The organism is Kribbella qitaiheensis, from assembly GCF_014217565.1.
Classification (GTDB): domain Bacteria; phylum Actinomycetota; class Actinomycetes; order Propionibacteriales; family Kribbellaceae; genus Kribbella; species Kribbella qitaiheensis_A.
This window is the reverse complement of sequence record NZ_CP043661.1, coordinates 2,299,302-2,315,902: the sequence shown is the minus strand read 5'-3', so window position 1 is coordinate 2,315,902 and position 16,601 is coordinate 2,299,302. Positions and strand designations below refer to the sequence as shown.

Annotated in this window: 13 protein-coding genes; 11 read left to right on the top strand and 2 right to left on the bottom strand. The window is 65.7% G+C overall.

Annotated features, from left to right (window positions below; translation table 11 throughout):
* Nucleotides 1–75: 75 nt before the first annotated feature.
* Genes F1D05_RS10475 through F1D05_RS10465 form a run of 3 tightly spaced genes read left to right on the top strand, consistent with a single transcriptional unit; the run spans nt 76 to nt 2,127 of the window.
* Complete coding sequence (locus F1D05_RS10475) at nt 76–225, top strand: hypothetical protein (protein WP_185447228.1); 150 nt, start codon at nt 76–78, stop codon at nt 223–225.
* Nucleotides 191–1,606 (top strand): hypothetical protein, encoded by a 1,416-nt coding sequence (locus F1D05_RS10470; protein ID WP_185447226.1) that lies wholly within the window; start codon nt 191–193, stop codon nt 1,604–1,606. The genes F1D05_RS10475 and F1D05_RS10470 overlap by 35 nt, the downstream gene beginning before the upstream one ends.
* Before the next feature lie 11 nt (nt 1,607–1,617).
* On the top strand, nt 1,618–2,127 hold the full coding sequence (locus F1D05_RS10465; protein ID WP_206686154.1) for a GNAT family N-acetyltransferase: 510 nt from the start codon (nt 1,618–1,620) through the stop codon (nt 2,125–2,127).
* A gap of 3 nt (nt 2,128–2,130) precedes the next feature.
* Here the strand turns inward: F1D05_RS10465 and F1D05_RS10460 are convergent, their stop codons facing one another.
* Nucleotides 2,131–3,141: an NAD-dependent epimerase/dehydratase family protein gene (locus tag F1D05_RS10460; protein WP_185447224.1), complete on the bottom strand. Its 1,011-nt coding sequence runs from the start codon at nt 3,139–3,141 to the stop codon at nt 2,131–2,133.
* A gap of 480 nt (nt 3,142–3,621) precedes the next feature.
* On the bottom strand, nt 3,622–4,011 hold the full coding sequence (locus F1D05_RS10455; RefSeq protein ID WP_185447223.1) for a hypothetical protein: 390 nt from the start codon (nt 4,009–4,011) through the stop codon (nt 3,622–3,624).
* A gap of 115 nt (nt 4,012–4,126) precedes the next feature.
* On the opposite strand from F1D05_RS10455, the gene F1D05_RS10450 reads away from it, so the two are divergent.
* The 8 genes from F1D05_RS10450 to F1D05_RS10415 all read left to right on the top strand — a co-directional run bounded on the left by F1D05_RS10450 (nt 4,127) and on the right by F1D05_RS10415 (nt 16,296).
* The gene (locus F1D05_RS10450; RefSeq protein ID WP_185447221.1) at nt 4,127–5,665 is read left to right on the top strand and encodes a DUF2397 family protein; all 1,539 of its coding nucleotides are present in this window, start codon (nt 4,127–4,129) and stop codon (nt 5,663–5,665) included.
* The gene (locus tag F1D05_RS10445; protein ID WP_185447219.1) at nt 5,662–7,035 is read left to right on the top strand and encodes a DUF2398 family protein; all 1,374 of its coding nucleotides are present in this window, start codon (nt 5,662–5,664) and stop codon (nt 7,033–7,035) included. The genes F1D05_RS10450 and F1D05_RS10445 overlap by 4 nt, the downstream gene beginning before the upstream one ends.
* Nucleotides 7,022–10,003 carry a hypothetical protein gene (locus F1D05_RS10440; protein WP_185447218.1) on the top strand — a complete coding sequence of 994 codons (2,982 nt, stop codon included), beginning with the start codon at nt 7,022–7,024 and terminating at the stop codon, nt 10,001–10,003. The genes F1D05_RS10445 and F1D05_RS10440 overlap by 14 nt, the downstream gene beginning before the upstream one ends.
* Entirely contained in the window at nt 9,966–12,176 is a 2,211-nt protein-coding gene (locus F1D05_RS10435) for an SbcC/MukB-like Walker B domain-containing protein (protein ID WP_185447216.1), read from the top strand. Before F1D05_RS10440 ends, F1D05_RS10435 begins: the two co-directional genes overlap by 38 nt.
* Entirely contained in the window at nt 12,176–13,381 is a 1,206-nt protein-coding gene (locus tag F1D05_RS10430) for a TIGR02679 domain-containing protein (protein WP_185447214.1), read from the top strand. The genes F1D05_RS10435 and F1D05_RS10430 overlap by 1 nt, the downstream gene beginning before the upstream one ends.
* Nucleotides 13,382–13,435: 54 nt before the next feature.
* Nucleotides 13,436–14,533 (top strand): hypothetical protein, encoded by a 1,098-nt coding sequence (locus tag F1D05_RS10425; protein ID WP_185447212.1) that lies wholly within the window; start codon nt 13,436–13,438, stop codon nt 14,531–14,533.
* 183 nt (nt 14,534–14,716) lie between these two features.
* Nucleotides 14,717–15,256 carry a serine hydrolase gene (locus F1D05_RS10420; protein ID WP_185447210.1) on the top strand — a complete coding sequence of 180 codons (540 nt, stop codon included), beginning with the start codon at nt 14,717–14,719 and terminating at the stop codon, nt 15,254–15,256.
* Nucleotides 15,253–16,296: a serine hydrolase domain-containing protein gene (locus F1D05_RS10415; RefSeq protein ID WP_185447208.1), complete on the top strand. Its 1,044-nt coding sequence runs from the start codon at nt 15,253–15,255 to the stop codon at nt 16,294–16,296. The genes F1D05_RS10420 and F1D05_RS10415 overlap by 4 nt, the downstream gene beginning before the upstream one ends.
* The last annotated feature ends 305 nt before the right edge of the window (nt 16,297–16,601 follow it).

The window sequence follows — 16,601 nt, the reverse complement described above, 5'->3', positions numbered from 1 at the left end:
TTCGCGTCCCCCGTTCGTTGTCGTGTTTCAACGAGTGGATCACTCCGGGTTGATGGTTGGTAACCTGATGAAACGGTGAAGGCTGCGAAGTCCCCGGAAGGTGGCGTGAAGGTCGTGAAGGTCGGTCGCGGGGCGTTCAAGGACGCCGATCTGCCCGATGCGGCGCCTTGCCACGACCTACGGTTGATCTATGGCGACCATGACGGCGGTGAGCGGCATAGCTGACGACGGTGCTCACCCGAAGTCATTGGCGCAGGCGCTGGAGCTCATCGGCTGGGGCCCACGAGATCTTGCCCGGGCAGTCAACGGCTGGCTCACCCGTCGTGGCAGGGCAGCCGAACGGATCGACATCACCGCGGCCTACCCCTGGGTGCGCTCGAACTACTGTCCCCACGGTTCGATCCCCGAGGTAGTGGCAACAGTCCTCTCGGACCACCTGGGCGCGTTTGTTTCGGCCGAACAGCTATGGCCAGGCCACTCAAGGGCCCGCCGCTCAACAGCGAAGGCAGTCGAGATCGGAGACGGCCAGAGCCTCGACGGCTTGGTGCGCTCCCTCGAGCAACTGGTCAGCGGCTCACGTCCGCTACCGACACACGGCGCGGATCTTGTCGCCGCGGTGCTGGACGGCCTTCATACCACGATCGAATCGATCCCAGCCCAAGCCAAGCCGGACCGCATCAGGCTGCCTCAAACCGAGCTGATCGCATACCACGTCAAAGCCTTGCGGCACCTCGACGACCGTCAGGGCGGCGGAGCACTGAGCTTGCGCTACGTCACCCATGAACTGGCCGGCATTCTTGATCTCGTCCGCAGCGCCAGCTACGAGCCGGAGGTCGGCCGGGACCTGCTCACCATTGTGGCGGACCTGGCCCAGCTGGCCGGCTGGATGCAGTTCGATGCCGGCGAGGCCGCAACAGCGCAACGCTATTTGCTCCTGGCGATCCGGGTCGCGCGCGCCGCTGGCGACGACGGACGGATGGTCAACAACGTCGGCATGCTGGCCTATGTCGCCTCGTACACCGACCATGGATCGGATGCCTTGCGCATCATCGATGCTGCTAACAGCGTGCCGACATCGAGCGACCTGCTCAGGGCAAGGACAGCCGGGCGGGCGGCGACCGCACACGCTAGTGTCGCTGACCTCGGTGCCTTCCGGGCAGCAGCCGACCGCTCACAGGATCTGCTGGCGTCCGCGGCTCACGACGAGCTGGCGCCTTATCTCTACTATCTGAGCCCGAATCAGCTATCGGCCGAGGCCGGCTACGGCATGCTGACCATCGCGATGAGGACCGAGCTCTACCGGCAACCACTGCTCAAGCAGGCCATCGAGCTCCTGACGCCACTATCGAGCATCGGCGATGATCCCGCATATCAGCGTTCCGCGTTGCTGCACGGCTGCCAGCTCGCCAGAGCGCATCTCCTGCGCCGAGACCTGGAGGGCACAGTCGAGACCGCGCGGGTAGCGCTGGGAAGGCTGTCCGAGGTCCAGTCCGGGCGCTGCATTGCCTCGCTTCGCGATCTACGCCGGGCATTGGCACAACGTCAACGAGCGACGGTAGTCGCCGACTTCTTGCCCGAGCTCGACTCCGCTCTGGAGGGCCGTTGAATTCTGGATCTTTGGCCGGCGAAGGCGCGTTCGCCGATCCCGGTGCCGCCATTGAGATTGCTGCACGCGAGTACGACGACCCAGACGCGCTGCTGCTCGTCAAAGCACTGTACGGCGAGCAGCTCGACACCTACGGTTTTGCAGACTCGCCCGAGAGTGAAATCGCGGCCGACTACACAGCACCACAAGGGCTCCTTCTGGTTGGGTACACATCCAGTGGGCAACCTGTCGGCTGCGGGGGCTATCGCACCTACGACCAGACCGAGCATGTGGCGGAAGTTCGCAAGATGTACGTCCAGCCGGACTATCGCGGGATGGGGCTGGGGCGCCGGATCCTCAAACAGCTGGAACGCCAGGCCACTGCGCGAGGAGCTCGCAAACTCATCCTTGAAACAGGCGCCTTGAATGAAGCTGCGATAGGCCTCTACGTCGAGGTTGGTTACTACCCCATTCCGTCTTATGTACCTGGCCGGGGGAGCAGCAATCGGGCGTTCGCCAAAGAACTCGAAGCGGAGGGTTAGCCGTTACCGCTGGCGCCAGGCGGCCAAGAGCGCCGTTTCGCGTTCGACGGATATCCCGTGTTCGGCGGTTCGCTCGTGGTCCACGGCACGCCCGCCGTCCTGCATCCAGGCCCACGTATCCACAGCGGTTTCGCGGATGGACCGGCAGCGAAGACCGGCCGCCTCCGCCTTGCTAGTGGACATCGACCAGGCGGTCGGCAGAGCTCGCCACAGCGGAATCTCGGTCCACTGCCTCACGCCCTGCTCGATCAGCCACTCCTCGTCAGCCCAGACCACAGTGGCTGCCCTTCCGGTGGCTTCGGCACAGGCTGCGATGAGGTCGCTGAACTGCTCGCGGCCCTGAGGCGCGGCGACGTTGTAGATACCAGTGGACGTCGACTCCGCGCGATCCACAATGAACGTTGCCAGGTCTCGCACATCGACAGGCTGAATGTTTCGATCCGGTGCCGGCACAAGGATCTCGCCTCCGCGGTGGACGCGACGCAGCCACCAAGGCAGCCGACCGACGTACTCGCGTGGGCCGAGCACGACATGGGGCCGGACAATGAGCAAGCCGTCGGTTCCGAACACGTCAGCCGCTGCCAGCTCGCAGCCGACCTTCAACGGGCCATAGGCGTCCGGGTCCCAGCTGCGCCTACCGGGATCGTCAACTGCGGGGGCATCCCAGAGTGTCGACGTCTCGTCGACGGGCTTGTGAGGCCAATCGCGATAGGCCGAGATCGTCGAGACGAAGACGTAGTGCCCAGCGACCGGCGACAGCGCCTCGGCGCAGCGGCGAACCAGACGAGGGATTGTCCCGGCTACATCGATCACGGCATCCCATGGACCGGCTGCGGCCAGTCGGCGGAGGTCGGCTTCCTGCTCCCAATCGCCGCTCACGTGTCGTACGTCCCGGAGCGGTCTGGCGTTCGACAGCCCACGGTTGAACAGCGTGACGTCGTGACCACGAGCCCGTGCTTCGCCAACTACAGCGCTGCCGACAAACCAGCTGCCACCGAGGACAAGGAGTCGCATGCCCTGATCGTGTCACGCAACCTGCGCGCAGGTGCCTGCGGCCGCGGCACGGGCCTGCGCGCTCGTCGCACGTGGAGCACATTTCGAGTCAACCGATCAGTAAGGTCCGCTTGGCGACGTGAAGCTACGGGTCACGGTTGCGAGTGAGATATACCGAGAAGGCACAGTAGCGAGACCTACGCGAGTGACCCAGCCTCGCCGACCGGTCGAAGGGGAAGATGCTCCGGGCCCAGGCTGGCTCTGACCCTGGTCGGTCGCTCAGTCGGCCCGCGGGCTCGGCCAGGGTTCGGGAATGGGAAGGCAGGGCTCGGCGATAGCGCGCAGCCCGGTGTGGGGTCCTATCCAAATGGCTGTTGGACAGCCGAGCAGGTTGGCGATCTGGTCTCGGACGTCTTCGAGCGTGCTCATCACACGATCGCGTGGCTCAACGGCGTGATCGACGTAGAGGGTCGCGAGGACACCTGCGCTGACGGTGCACCGTCAGGCCCGTGGGGATGTAAGCCCAGCGAGCGCCAAGATCTCATCAACACGCGGCGCCTCTACTGCGGCAGCAGCGCGGACGCGGCGCTCCTGGTCGGGAGTTTCGGCGACGCGCTGGTTGTGTTCGGCGGCTCGCCGCCGTGCCAGGTCGGCGCGAGCACCTCGGCCGAGCCAACCTGGCCAGGCTGCGTCGCAATCCGGGCAGGTCCAATACAGGATTCCGTCGTAGTCGTTGGTCTCGACACCGATGTCGCGCCGGTAGCGGTCCGGACCGCCTGGCCGCCTGTCTTCTTCGGGGATGAGGTCGCCAATCAGTGCCGCGCCGCAGTGGGGGCACCGGTCGCTGAACAGCTCTGTCCAGGGCAAACCGGCTGCGTTGTTGATCGGCATCTGAGCCTCCCCTGCATCGGATCGTCACATTCTGTCGGTGGCCCCATTCACACTGTCACTGACAGGCCGGGATGACCAACCTCGGCCGCAGGCTGGGTCAAGTTTGGGGAGGACCATGAATATGCCTCGCGCGTGGTGGCGAGACATTGTTGCGGCGGATTGGGCGCCATTCGCCACTCGCGATGACCTGGCCCGTGAGCAGCACGTCGCACTGCTGGCTGCGTTGGAGGAGTTGTCGACCCGTGGCCCAATGTGGCCGCTTCGCGACATCACCGTCCAGCTGCGCGGTGTCGGCTTCAACGATCCCCTTTCGGAGCCTGATCTGCGGGCGGCCCTGGACAGGCTGGAGGAGTGGAAGTTCGTTGAACCGTTTCGGGACTCCGCAGCGCCGCTGCGCGGCTACCAGGGCGCGGTCAACCGTCAGGAATCATGGGCGCTCACAAGCCGTGGCCGGGTGGTGGTGGCCGCGGTACGCGCCGCGGTGACCGACGCCAACCGTGCACTGCAGCTACCAAGCAAGCTCCTCGAAGGTGTCGAAGAGACACTGTTGCTGCTGCTCAGCGAGTTCGCCGAGAAACCGGACCGGCTCGGCAGCAGACTGAACGACATCCGGACTCGGATCGACGAACTGCACCAGGTCGCAGCGGATTTCTACGAGGCGCTGGCCCGGCTGGTTCAGTCCGATGTCACCAACGATGCCCTGTTCGGCGATAACCGCGACCGGGTTGTCGAGGCGTTGCGCCAATTCCCCCGCGAGTACGGCCGTGCCCTGCGCCGGGTCGAATCTGCACTAGCTGAGATCGAGAAGACCGGTCCGCGTGCCATCGTGGAGGCCGCCGTCGAGCACGCCGGTTTGCTCGATGCCGGCGACCGGCAGCACTGGGTCGAGGAACGGGTGCGTCGGTTGAGCGACCTCGCTGCCTGGTTCGCCGCCCACGGGAGCGTGGAGCGGCTGATCGACTCCGCCAGTGGTGCCGTATCAACGCTGCTGGTAGCTATCGATCGCCGCTATACGGCGCGGCGGCGCGGCGCAGATGTCGGCGCGGACTTCCGGGCCCTGGCCCGCAGCATCCACCAACAACCCGATGGTGTCGCAGCGCGCCGCATCTACGCCGCCGGGTTCGGCGACTGGCCGTCCTGGCATGCACGGATCGGACACCTCGACGATGAGGACCATTCGTACGCGGCACCGGCCGCTGACGGGGCACGGCGCCACACGGTCGAGGTGACGATTCGCGATAACGAACGCCAGGGCCGGGCCAGCGGCGTCCCCCGCAGGGTGGCCAACACTGCCGATGCACGAGCCGAGGCGATCGCGGCTGCTGTGGCGGAGGCAGAGGTTCGCCGCCTCCACAGCGCCGCGCTGATCACTCATGGCGAGGTTCGTCTGGATCACTTCGCCGATCTGGAGGCTGAGCCGGCCGCTTTGCTGCTGTCGGCGATCGAGGTTGCCGTGGATCGATTCGATCCGCAGACAGGCATCGGCACCGGGTATCTCGACGCGGCCGGGCTGGTGGTGATCGTCCGCCCCGGGATCCCCGGGAGGCTCGCGCGGGTCCGGCTGGCCGATGGGTATCTGACCGGACCGGACCTGCGTATCACTATCGCGGCCAGCCAAGACCAGGACCCTCAGCTGATCAGGGAGGCCGGATGAACTGGCAGTCGCTTGAGCCCGACCTGCAAGAGGCGGCCATGAAGCTCGTGGCGACTGGTCGGCTGCGGGCCGAGACCGACCCCGAACTGTTCCAGGCCGGCATGAGGGGGCGCGCTGCCTTGGTCGACTTCTTCCGCAGTGAACTCGGCTGGCCGGTCGAGGTGCAGGAACTGGCTGAGCAGATCCGGCTGCACAAAAGGCGCGTCGACCCACCGGGTGACCGGGGCCCACTGTTGCAACGGAGTGGCCGCGCGGCACGAACCCCGCAGCTGGCTTCTCCTTTGGTGCTGGTCGTCATCGCGTTGGTCTGCGAACAGTTGTGGCGGCGGCCGCGCATCGCGTTGCGCGAATTGATGCAGGCCGTGGCGCAGGTTTGCGCTGAGGATTCCGACTCTGGGCTGCTGCCTCCGTTTCGGATCGTCGCCGGTGACGGGGTCCGGCTGCAGGAGGCCATGGACAACCGCCGAGCGATCGTGGATGCCTTGAAGATCTTGGTGGCCGAAGGAACGGTGACCGTCGACGCGGATCTCGACGAGGTGATCGTCGACGAGGACACAGACATGGTGGTCCGGGCGTCGCGTGAGCGGCTCAGCGTGAAGTTCTCGTCGGTGTCACCCACGTTGCTCGGTCTTGATCGCCTGCCGCCACCGGACCATCTGGCCGCCTTGTCAACGGAGTCACTGCTCGATCACGAGGACCAGCCCGGCGGCGGGGATCCGACGCTGGAGACACGCCGCCTCGCGGCGCTTCGACGGCTCGTTGACGATCCCGCTACCGATCCACATGACCAGCCCGGCAGCAACGCATCCTCGGCAGGTTCGATCGGTGTCACCCCGTACTTGCAAACGATGGGCGGTCGAGAGCGTGGCCTGAGGGTTCTGTCTGCGCTGGGTCTGAATGCCACGGTCCGGCGTGATTGGTGGGAGGTCACCGAACCGCTCGGCCTCGGTTCGCTGCTGGACTTCCCGAATGGCAGGCGCATCGAGCGGCAGGCGGCCCTCGCTGTCTTGGCCAAGCTGTCTCACCGGCCCGCTCCGCGGGCGTCAGTCACCGTCGAGGAGCTGGCCGAGCTGCTCGAGGAACTGCGGATCGACCAACCCCGCTGGGCTACTGGCTACCACGGCCGGTTCAAGGTCTTGGCCAGGGCCGCAGCGGCTGAGCTCACCCAGTTCGCGCTGCTGTCGCCGGATAAATCCCGGCGCGGTGTATGGCACCCGACGCCTGGCGTTCATCTGTGGCGTGTCCGCATCCGCCATCAGCCCACGGCATCGGCGCAACCCGCACCGTTCAGTTCCCCGCTACCCACCCCCGAGCCAGAACCTGAGCTCAGCCTTGACTTCTCGGAAGGATCCGTTGATGGACCTGTCTGAACACCCCCTGCGGACACCGGCCTCGCTCGAGGAGCTCAGCGCGCCGGGCGCCGATGATCGCTGGCAACCGACCCGAGCCGGCGCAGTAAACTCCTGGGCCTGGGCCGACGAGCTGTTCTTGTTCGGCGATGGATGGCTCGCCTTCGCCGGCCCCAACGGGTCCGGCAAGTCCCTGACGGCCTCCATGCTCATCACGGTGTTGCTGGATGCCGATACCAGCCAGACGGCGCTGTCTACCGACGAGAAGGCCGCAGGTACTCTCACCAGCCGCCATACCGATCGCAACGATCACGAAGATCGCACCGGCAGCTGGTGGCTGGAATACGGCTTTCGAGACGGCCAGACCGGCCAGGTCGACTATCTGACGACCGGCCTGTGGCTGCGCTCTACCAGCAGCGGCATACAGCGGGCCTACTTCATCACGCCGGGACGTGTCGGACCGGACCTGCTGCTGCAGCGCGGCCAGGAGCCCGTACGGGTCGAGGATCTCGCTGAACAGCTCGCCACGATCGGCGGCGACCTCTACACCAACTCCGACAAGGTCGGCAGGAAGGCCGCGAAGTTCCTGTCGCTCAGCGGGGAAGAAGGCGACTACCGCGCAGCGGTTAGGACCCGGTTGTTCACCGGGCTCGACGAGGTCCAGTTCGCCGCACTCATGAGCGTGCTGCGCAGTCTTCGGAGTCTTCGCACGGGTGAACGGATCTCCCCCGACAAGATGCGCACCGTCCTCACCGAGGCCCTGCCTGCCCTCGACGAGGACGGTCTGAAGATGATCGCGGAGTCGATGGAACGCATTGCCAAACACGAGTCTGACCTGGAGCGGACTCACCAGGAGGCCGAAGCTCTGGCCGGCGTCGAGAGCCGCTACACCCGCTATGTGCAGCTGGTCGCCCAGATTGAGGCCGCCGATCTCCAGTCGTCCAACCGCGAGTTCGATCAGATGACCCGGCAGACCCGCTCCTTCACGGACAAACTTGCAACCGCTGTAGCAGTCCAGGAACGAGCCCGTGAAGAACAGGCGGCCAACAACAAGGATCTTGCCGAGCTCGACGGGCGCCTCGACGGAATCGAGTCTGAACTGCGGGGGCACGCAGGCAATGCGCTGCCGGAGCGGGAGCGGCTCGCCTCGTCGTTGGCTGAACAGGCCGAGGCCGCTACCGAACGGGCCGAGCAGGCGCGGGCCGCCGCCGAGCACGCTGGCGAGCGTGCCGCGGATTCTAATGCTTCCGCGGAGGACGGTTGCAGCCATCTGGACGGACTTGGCCGCGAGCTGCGCCGGGGCGGTACGGCGCTGGGAGCCGAAGCAGCCCTCGACCAGCTCCTGGCCGCCTCTACTCGAGTAGCTGAGTCCCGGCCCGGCAAGGATCTGGTGCATTCCATCGAGCTGGTCACGGACCTGCCAAGGGAACAGTTGGTTGAGCCGAGTACGCCACGCCTAGATGCCGATGCTGCCCGCCTGCTGACGCAGATCCCAAAGGCCTGGGCCGAGGACCGGCAACGACGGATTACTGGAGTACGCGAAGCACTGGGACACCATGCCAACGCACGTAGCGCCCTGCACGAGGCCTCCACTGCACTGCGTGAGGCTGAGGAACAGGAGGAACTTGGCCTGCAGGAGGCCGAGGCCACGCAGCAGCGCCGCTACGATCTCGAAGCCACACTGATCCAAGGGATCGAACGATGGCAGGAAGCGCTCCAGCAGCTCGCACCGGCTGCGGGACCTCTGCCTACTTCGGGTACCAGCCCTGGCGATGGCGACGACCGGCTGCAGCTGCATTCAGTGACCCGGTGGGTCGAGGCTGCGCTGTCCGATGCGCTTATCCGCATCGACGAACCCGGTCACCAGCAGGTCGCAACAACGTCTCGTGCTGAGGCCATGCACACCGCCGCAGCCGCAGCCACGGCCACGGCGCGGAATCAGCGCGCTGAGGCTGACCACCAACGCGCTGCCGCCGATCGGACTGCTCTGGGAGCGAGCCAGAACCTCCAGGCGGATGTCGACGAGCAATCTCGCCGTGCCGCAGACGAAGCCCACGACGTAGTGCTGGCCGAGGCCGAAGGCGAAGTCGCCATCGCCACAGACGCATTCACTCTCAGCGTCAGCACGGCAGACCGTGAGGCCCGGTCGTGGACAAGCCAGCTCGGAGCCTGGCTTGCTGGCCTCAGCCAGCTGCAGCTGCCCCCCACCGAACTCAACCTGTACAAAGGCGGCCCGGATAGCGCCGCACCCGACGCGATCTTGACCGACCTCGACCACCTGGAACCAGCTCTGCTCGTGCAGGCAGTCGACACAGCGCACCGTGCCGTTGCTGACCCGATACGGATCCGGATCGTCAAGACCAGACCGCAAGCCGAACAGTCCGCGGCCGCCTTGCGTGACCTCGAGGACCGTCTGGCCCAGGTCCTGGCTGAGGTTCCTGCGCCGCCGGGTCCCGAGTGGCGCGATCGCGATCACACCCAGGCGATACCGCTGTGGCAGACGGTGGACTTCGCCGCCGACGTCCCCGAGGAGATCGCTGATCGCGTCGAGGGTGCGCTGCTGGTATCGGGCCTGCTCGATGCATTGATCACCGCCGACGGTCAGCTGGTTGCCGGCGATCTGACGATCACCGCCGCCGACTCTGCCGTCTCCCCCAGCCTGGCCGACGTGTTGGTCATCGCCGCCGACTACCTAGACGACAACGGGAGCGATGCGGGCCCGGGCCGAGCAGATCTTGGCGGCTATCCCGATCAGCGCTCCCGGCGGCGATCTGCGCAACGGCACCCTGACAATCGGGCCTCTGACGGCTGCAGCCCCAGACGGCTACCGTGCTGCCTTCATCGGGCCGGCAGCGCGTCAACGGGCCCAGGAAGCCCGCGCCGCGAAACTGCGCGCCAACATCGACGCAGCCTGCGCCCACTTCGCCGAGCTCGAACACACCCTCGAGGTATTGCGAAGCGCAGAGCAGACAGCCAACAGCGAGCATGACAGTCTTCCGTCACCACAATCCTTCGTTGAGGCACGGCGAGACGCGGGTAGTCAGCGCACTCTGCTGCAGCTCGCCAAGATCGACACCACGCAGCGGATCGCGAAAGCCGACGAGAGCCATCGGCAGATCCAGGAGGAGTTGCGCCGGCGGGCCGACGAACGCCGTACGCCGATGCTTTTGCTGGACCAGCTCGTCGGCCAGACCGAGGCGGCACAGACTGAGGCGGCTGCAGACGCCGCGGCAGCCATCGAAGCGGCTGAGCTCGCCGCCGCCGCTCAGCAGCATGCCCGCGATCAGCTGGCCGAAGCACAAACTGCGGTCCGTGAGGCCCACGCCGAACGACACGGCCTTCCGCCACTAGACGATGCGATCGCGGCACAGAAAGCCGAGGACCGCGCCTCCGAGGCACTGACCCATGTGCGCGCCGCAGTTGGGTTCGCCACTGATCGGCACAACAAAGCCAGCCACCAGGTGGCTGAACAATTCCGCGAACTTCACGAGGCCGCGGCTCTCCCGCACGGTGCCGTGTTGCCAACGACTGATCGCGATCTGGACACCCAGGCCAAGGCAGTGGACACGTTCACCCGGCAAGTTGAAGCCTGGCAGGGAGCCGCCCATCGCGTCAGTGACCTTCTCGACCGGGCAAGCCAGGACAGCGCGTTCGCACGGACGGCAGTAGCACGAGCAGACGGCGAGACCCGCACCGCCGTGCAGGCCCGCAACAACGCGGTCCACGAAGCCGAAGCTGTCGCCGAGATCCGTTCGCTGCACGGCGCCGAGTACGAACAGCTGCACTCACGCCGGACAGACCTCGGACAGAAACTGCGTGCCGCCAAACAACGCTCAGTGGAACTGAATAGTGAAAGCACGACGGCTTTCGGGACTGAATCCGAGGCACGCGTTCAACTCAGCAGCATCGAACCTCGACACAAGCTGGCCTCGGAACAGCGCGACGAGATCGTCGCCCGAATGCGCCGGCTGATCGATGAAGGACTTGCCAGCATCACACCTGGTACAGGCCAGGAGTCCGATCCCGGACTCGGCCGCTCCCCCTCAAACACCGCCGACTCCACCCGCCAACTGCCGGATCTGGCCGCTGCACTGGCCTGGGCCAAGGAACTCCTCGCCGACCAGCCCAAGGGCACGGTTCACAAGCAGGACCTGGAGACACAACGTAGCAAGGCCGAGCATTGGCTCGAGCGCGACGTACGTACCGCCAGTTCGTCTCTGGCGCGCTACGACCGCCAAGTCACTCTGCACAGCATCGAAGGAACGAACTGGCGCCGCGCTGTCGTCGCCGACCCCGAGTCGATCCAAGGCCAAGACCTCCAGCAAGCGGTTTCGTCGCGTCGCGACGAGGCCGCACAGCTGGAAAGGGACCTCCGCGAGGATATGAAGGAGGCCATGCGGGCCGGCCTGTTCACGCAGCTGTACCGCGACATCAATCTGCGCCGCCAAACCGCCATGGAGCTGGTCCGCCAGATCCAGACCACCCTTGAAGGCGTGCGCACCGGTGTCGCGCAGGTCGGCGTGCAGGTTGCATGGCGAGTGCGAGATGACGATGACGCCAAGCAGATGGTCGACCTGATCTCTCGGCCGCCCTCAGACGAGGTCTTCGACCAGATGTACACCGTGCTACGCCAACGCATGAACGAGATGCCTGGTGAGAGTTTCGAGAAACGGGTCGCGCACGCCTTCGACTACCGCGCATGGCACCAGTGGGACATCGAGATCACCCACGCTTCCTTCGGGCAGACGGCCGGCAAGGCCGTCTTCCACCGGGTCACTGCCCGCACCAACCCGCTCGGGTCGCTGTCGACCGGAGAGCGGCGCCTGGCCACGATGCTTCCACTCCTGGCCGCAGCCTGGTCTATGTACGGAGGCGACTCCAGCGAGTACACCGGCCCACGGCTGCTGATGATCGACGAGATCGATGCCGCCTTCGACGAGGCCAACCTGCGCCAGATCCTCAAGCTCCTGCGTTCCTGGCGCTTCGATGTGGTAGCCACCTCGCCGTCGATCGCGCCGCTGCTGAAGCGCGAAGCTCAACGCAGCGTGATCCACGAACTCGTCACCACCGGTCGGCATCGGATCACCATCCCGTGGCTGTGGGAAGGCCACGGTCAACCACAGCTGCTTGAGCTCCAGCCGACGCTCGACGAGGCCAATTGATGGGAGTGGATCTTGACCTGATCGCGAGCGACCCGGAGCTGCGGCCGCTGTGGGACAGCCTGCATGAGCGGCTCAGCTCGGGGACCGCCGCGGCCGCGATCAGCTCGGTATCGATACCGGACCTTTCACCTGGCGGCGTCGCAACGCTGCGGGCCTGGCTCGACACCAACACAGGTAGAACCCGGCACACGGCCGTGAAACGCACCCAGCGCGGTGTCACCGTGCCGGTAAGGAATCTGCTTGCCCGGCTGGGAGTTAGCAGCGACGAACTCGGCGCATTCCTGGAGCGCGCCACCGGCCAGCCACTCACTAACCGCGCCGCCGTCCGTCGGCAAGCAGCAGATCTCCGCGGCCAGCTGTGGACCTACGCCGATGCTCGCCTCAAGGGCTACCCACAGCTGGTCAACCAACTGCGGGCCGTCGGGCTGTCCGGCGATGACGACACCTCTGTACGGCAGCTGATTGATGCCCTAGCCGAGGCATTGGCCTGGGTCTCAACGAAACCCGGGCCGATCAGCCTCGCGAAGCTCGCCCACGACATCACCGGCGACCCGCACTACTTCGACCTCAAAGACCTTGCAGGCTCACGCCTGCTCGCGGGAGTCGCCGAACTCCATAACCAACCGGCACCGACACGTCCCCATCTCGTCCGCGCCTTTCTCGCCAGCGCCGGCATCATCGCCGATCGCCTCTTGTCGACTGTGCTGCTGCACAACGTCGTTGCTGTCGGGGACGGCCCGATCGACAGGCGGCTCCGCGACTCCGCCAACCCTGTCGCGCTCACCTATCTGGACCTCACCAGCACGCCGCCAACCTTCGGTCCACAGGTCCTTACCGTGGTCGAGAATCCATCGGTTCTCGAGGCTGCCATGGCTGCTGGCGCCCGCCACGCGTTCGCGTGCACCAGCGGCAACCTGGGCCACGTCGACCATGCCTTGCTGCAACTCGCGGCAGATCAGCGACTAGACCTGCGCTACAGCGGCGACCTCGACTCGGCCGGTCATGAGATCGCACGGACTGTCGTCAACTGGTATGGCGCGTCGCCGGTCGCCATGAGCGACCAGACAGCGGCACGGGCCGCAGCCTGGCGCCCGGTCGTCGACGCTTCGCATTCTGCCGGCGCAACTCCGACCATCTACCAGGAGCATGACGTGGTCTTGCGGCAGATCCTCGCCTGTCCGTCTGCATCAACGAGCGAGGTCTAGCCAATGCCACTGCTAGCTCACCACCGCGGCCGCGATCAACTGCTCGACGCCACCTTGACCGGACCTGCCGGCGAGCAGATCTGGACACAGATCCACCGGGTTCCCGCCGAGACGCAGCACCTGGCCTGTATCGAGCGCCGCCATGCAATGACAGCGGCAGTTTCCCCACGAGGCACCAGGCATTTCAAGCATCGTCCGGGAGCATCGCAGGCCTGTACCAGCGCCGGCGAGTCGATCGAGCATCAAGAGCTGAAGGCGCGGATAGCCCGGCTGGCCCGTGCTTGTGGCTGGGAGGCGCATCTCGAGCGATCCGGAGATGGCTGGCGCGCCGACGTACTGACCACCTCCCCCGCCGGCGATCGCACGATCGTGTGGGAGATCCAGACATCGCGCCTCGATGAGGCTGCGGCTTGCAAACGTACGCAGCTTCATGTGAAGGCCGGCCATGAAATCGTCTGGCTGCTCCTTGCTGCCCAAACGTGGGACATCACCCTTCCGACGCTGCTGCTCGAACCCGACCAGGACCAGGACTACACCGTGACCGGCCATCTCATCGGCCTGGACATGGATCGGCCCGTACAAGACGTCCGGCCAACTGACGGCGACTGGCACTGGACCGTTAGCGATCTCTTCCAGGGCTTGACGCCTCACTGGGCCTGCGAGGACTGGGATCTGCACAGCCGCGCATGGGTCCAATGGCCGACGTTGCTCGGCTTCGATGTGCCTGGTCTGCTCAACCTGTCGATGCTGCCTGGCGGTGGCCTCGTGCCGATCGGCATGCGCGGCCGGGGAGCACGGATCCGCTGGCTCTCCAAGCCGGGCAAGCTGTCGTCTGTGGCGCGCGCGATCCTGGAGGGCGACCTTTGGTGCATGGGGCTGGTGGAACCCATGCGAATGGTGAAGGGCAGACGGCCGGCGTTCAGTTGGGCACCGGTGAGCGACATAGGGCTGGCCACCAGACTGCTTGCCGTGTCCCTGGGGTGGGATCTGGACACAGTTGACGAAAGCCAGCGAACGCGTTGTGACAGGTGCGGGATCATTTGTCGCGAAGTCTGGACGATCGATGGCCTAGGCGTCGTTGTGCCTCACTGCCCTGTGTGTGATGCAGCAGCTGACCGTACCTACCGTGAGATGTGGAATGTCCCTGGCTGAGACGCCTCCGACTCGGCGATTTGCGGTCGGGCGTTTGAGGTGGGACGTGTGTGCCCTCATAAGATTTCCGGCACTGGTACCCAGGGCTGGCGAACCTGCAGCACCAGGCCGGCGCCGACACATTACGCCGGGAGCGGAGCATCAGATGGTAGTCACCACAGCCACCGACAAAGGGGCCTCAGCATGTTCAGCGTTGACCGTGTCGAGGAGCTACTCGAGGCCGGCTACCGCAGCCGAGTCTATCCGGGCGCGGTCTGGTCCGTCGGTGACACGGACTGGACCAGCGTCGGTGGATCGGTCGGGGTCGTGGACCCTACACAGCCGGATCAGCCGATGCTGCCGGACACCGTTTTTGATGTCGCGAGCCTGACGAAGGTTCTCACGGTGTGGGCGTCGATCGGTGTGCAAGCTACCGCGGGGGAACTCCGGCTCCCCAGTCGGCTCGACTCGTTTTGGCCAGAGGCCGAGGGACACCCGGTGGGGCAGGCAACGGTCCACCAGCTGTTGACCCACACTGCTGGGCTGCCGCTGCGGGCAAACCTGAAGAACCTCTACGGCACCAGCCCTTCGGCGGTCAGAGGCAGCGTGCTGGCCGAGGCGCTGCAGCGGCCGCCGGGCCAGATGGTCGAGTACACGGTTATCTGGACAACGGGACCTTCTTCCCTCTCAGCGACCAGGCTAGGTCCCGCACGGCCCCATGCTGGGGCTGGTGGCGAAGCATGATCGCTGACTTTGAAGTAGCGATCAGCAAATTGGTGAAGACCGCGATCATCGAGCAGGTCTTTCCCGGCGTTGCGTGGGCCGTTGGTGACACGAACGGAACGGTGCTTCGCGGGGCCGCGGGCGTACTTGACCCGGACCAGCCAGCGTCGCTGACTCTGCCGACGACGATCTTCGATGTCGCCAGCCTGACGAAGGTAATGGCGGTATGGGCATCGGTCGGCGCACTCTGGGAAGGTGGGGTCCTGGACCTGGCCGAGCCGTTGGGTTCGGTGATGCCCGAAGTAGCGGGGTATCCCCTGGCGCCTGTGACTGTGCATCATCTGCTCACCCACACAGCCGGGGTGCCTCTGCGGGCAAACCTCCGTGCTCCGTATGGAACAGAGCACGAGGCCATCCGCCGCGGTGTTCTTCAAGAAGGACTGCATCGGGATCCGGGGACCGCGGTGGAGTACACCGACCGTGCGGCGCTGATCACCGGTCTGGTGATCGAGCACGTCGCCGGTGTCAGGCTCGATGAGTACGTCTTGGAGCATGTCTGGAGACCGCTGGGCATGCTGGAAACCCAGTTTGGGCCGTTGCCTGCAGCACTCGTCGACCGGGCGGCCCCCACCGAGATCGATGAGGCAACAGGCCTGCGGCTACGGGGAGTTGCCCATGACTTCTCCGCACGGCTACTCGGCGGCGTCTGTGGTATCGCCGGAGTGTTCTCGCCGCTGTCGGACATTGAGCTGTTCTTGCGCTACCTCAGTGACGGCCGAGTGGTCGGACCGGCAGGGTTCGGGCAGAAATGGGTTGCAGAGTCCCTGCAGATCCACACCGGGAATCTCCAGCCCGCCCGCGGCTTCTTCTGGCACCCTGCTCCCGGAACGGCAGCTGAGGAAGGGATCTACGTTCACTACGGCTTCACCGGAACGGCCATGTGGGTGGACCGAGCTCAAGGCCTCTGGGCGACGTTGCTCACCAACAAGCTGTACTTCAGCAGGGATCGCGAGCCGATTGCCATGATTCGTGATGCCTTCCGTGCCCTGGTTTTCAACTGACCGGAGATGATCCATGGTGCAGGGCCATGGCACGGTGCCTCGTTTCTCCTGCCGGAGCTCGGAGGTCAGCAGCCCCAATGGTTGGGCGGGGTCTGGTTAGAGACCTGTGACGCGCCGCGGACGGCTGGGCTCTTGTTAGTGCTGGGTTGGTTCGAGGTGATGGGTAAGACGCTAGTGATGGTCGTGTTTGCGGGGGGCTGACATGGACGGTGGCGGCGATCAGACGCGGAACACTGCGCAGGAGGGGGTGGTGGGCGTCGACAGCGATGTTGTGTGCGGCCACGACATTCAGGCCGGGGTTCTTG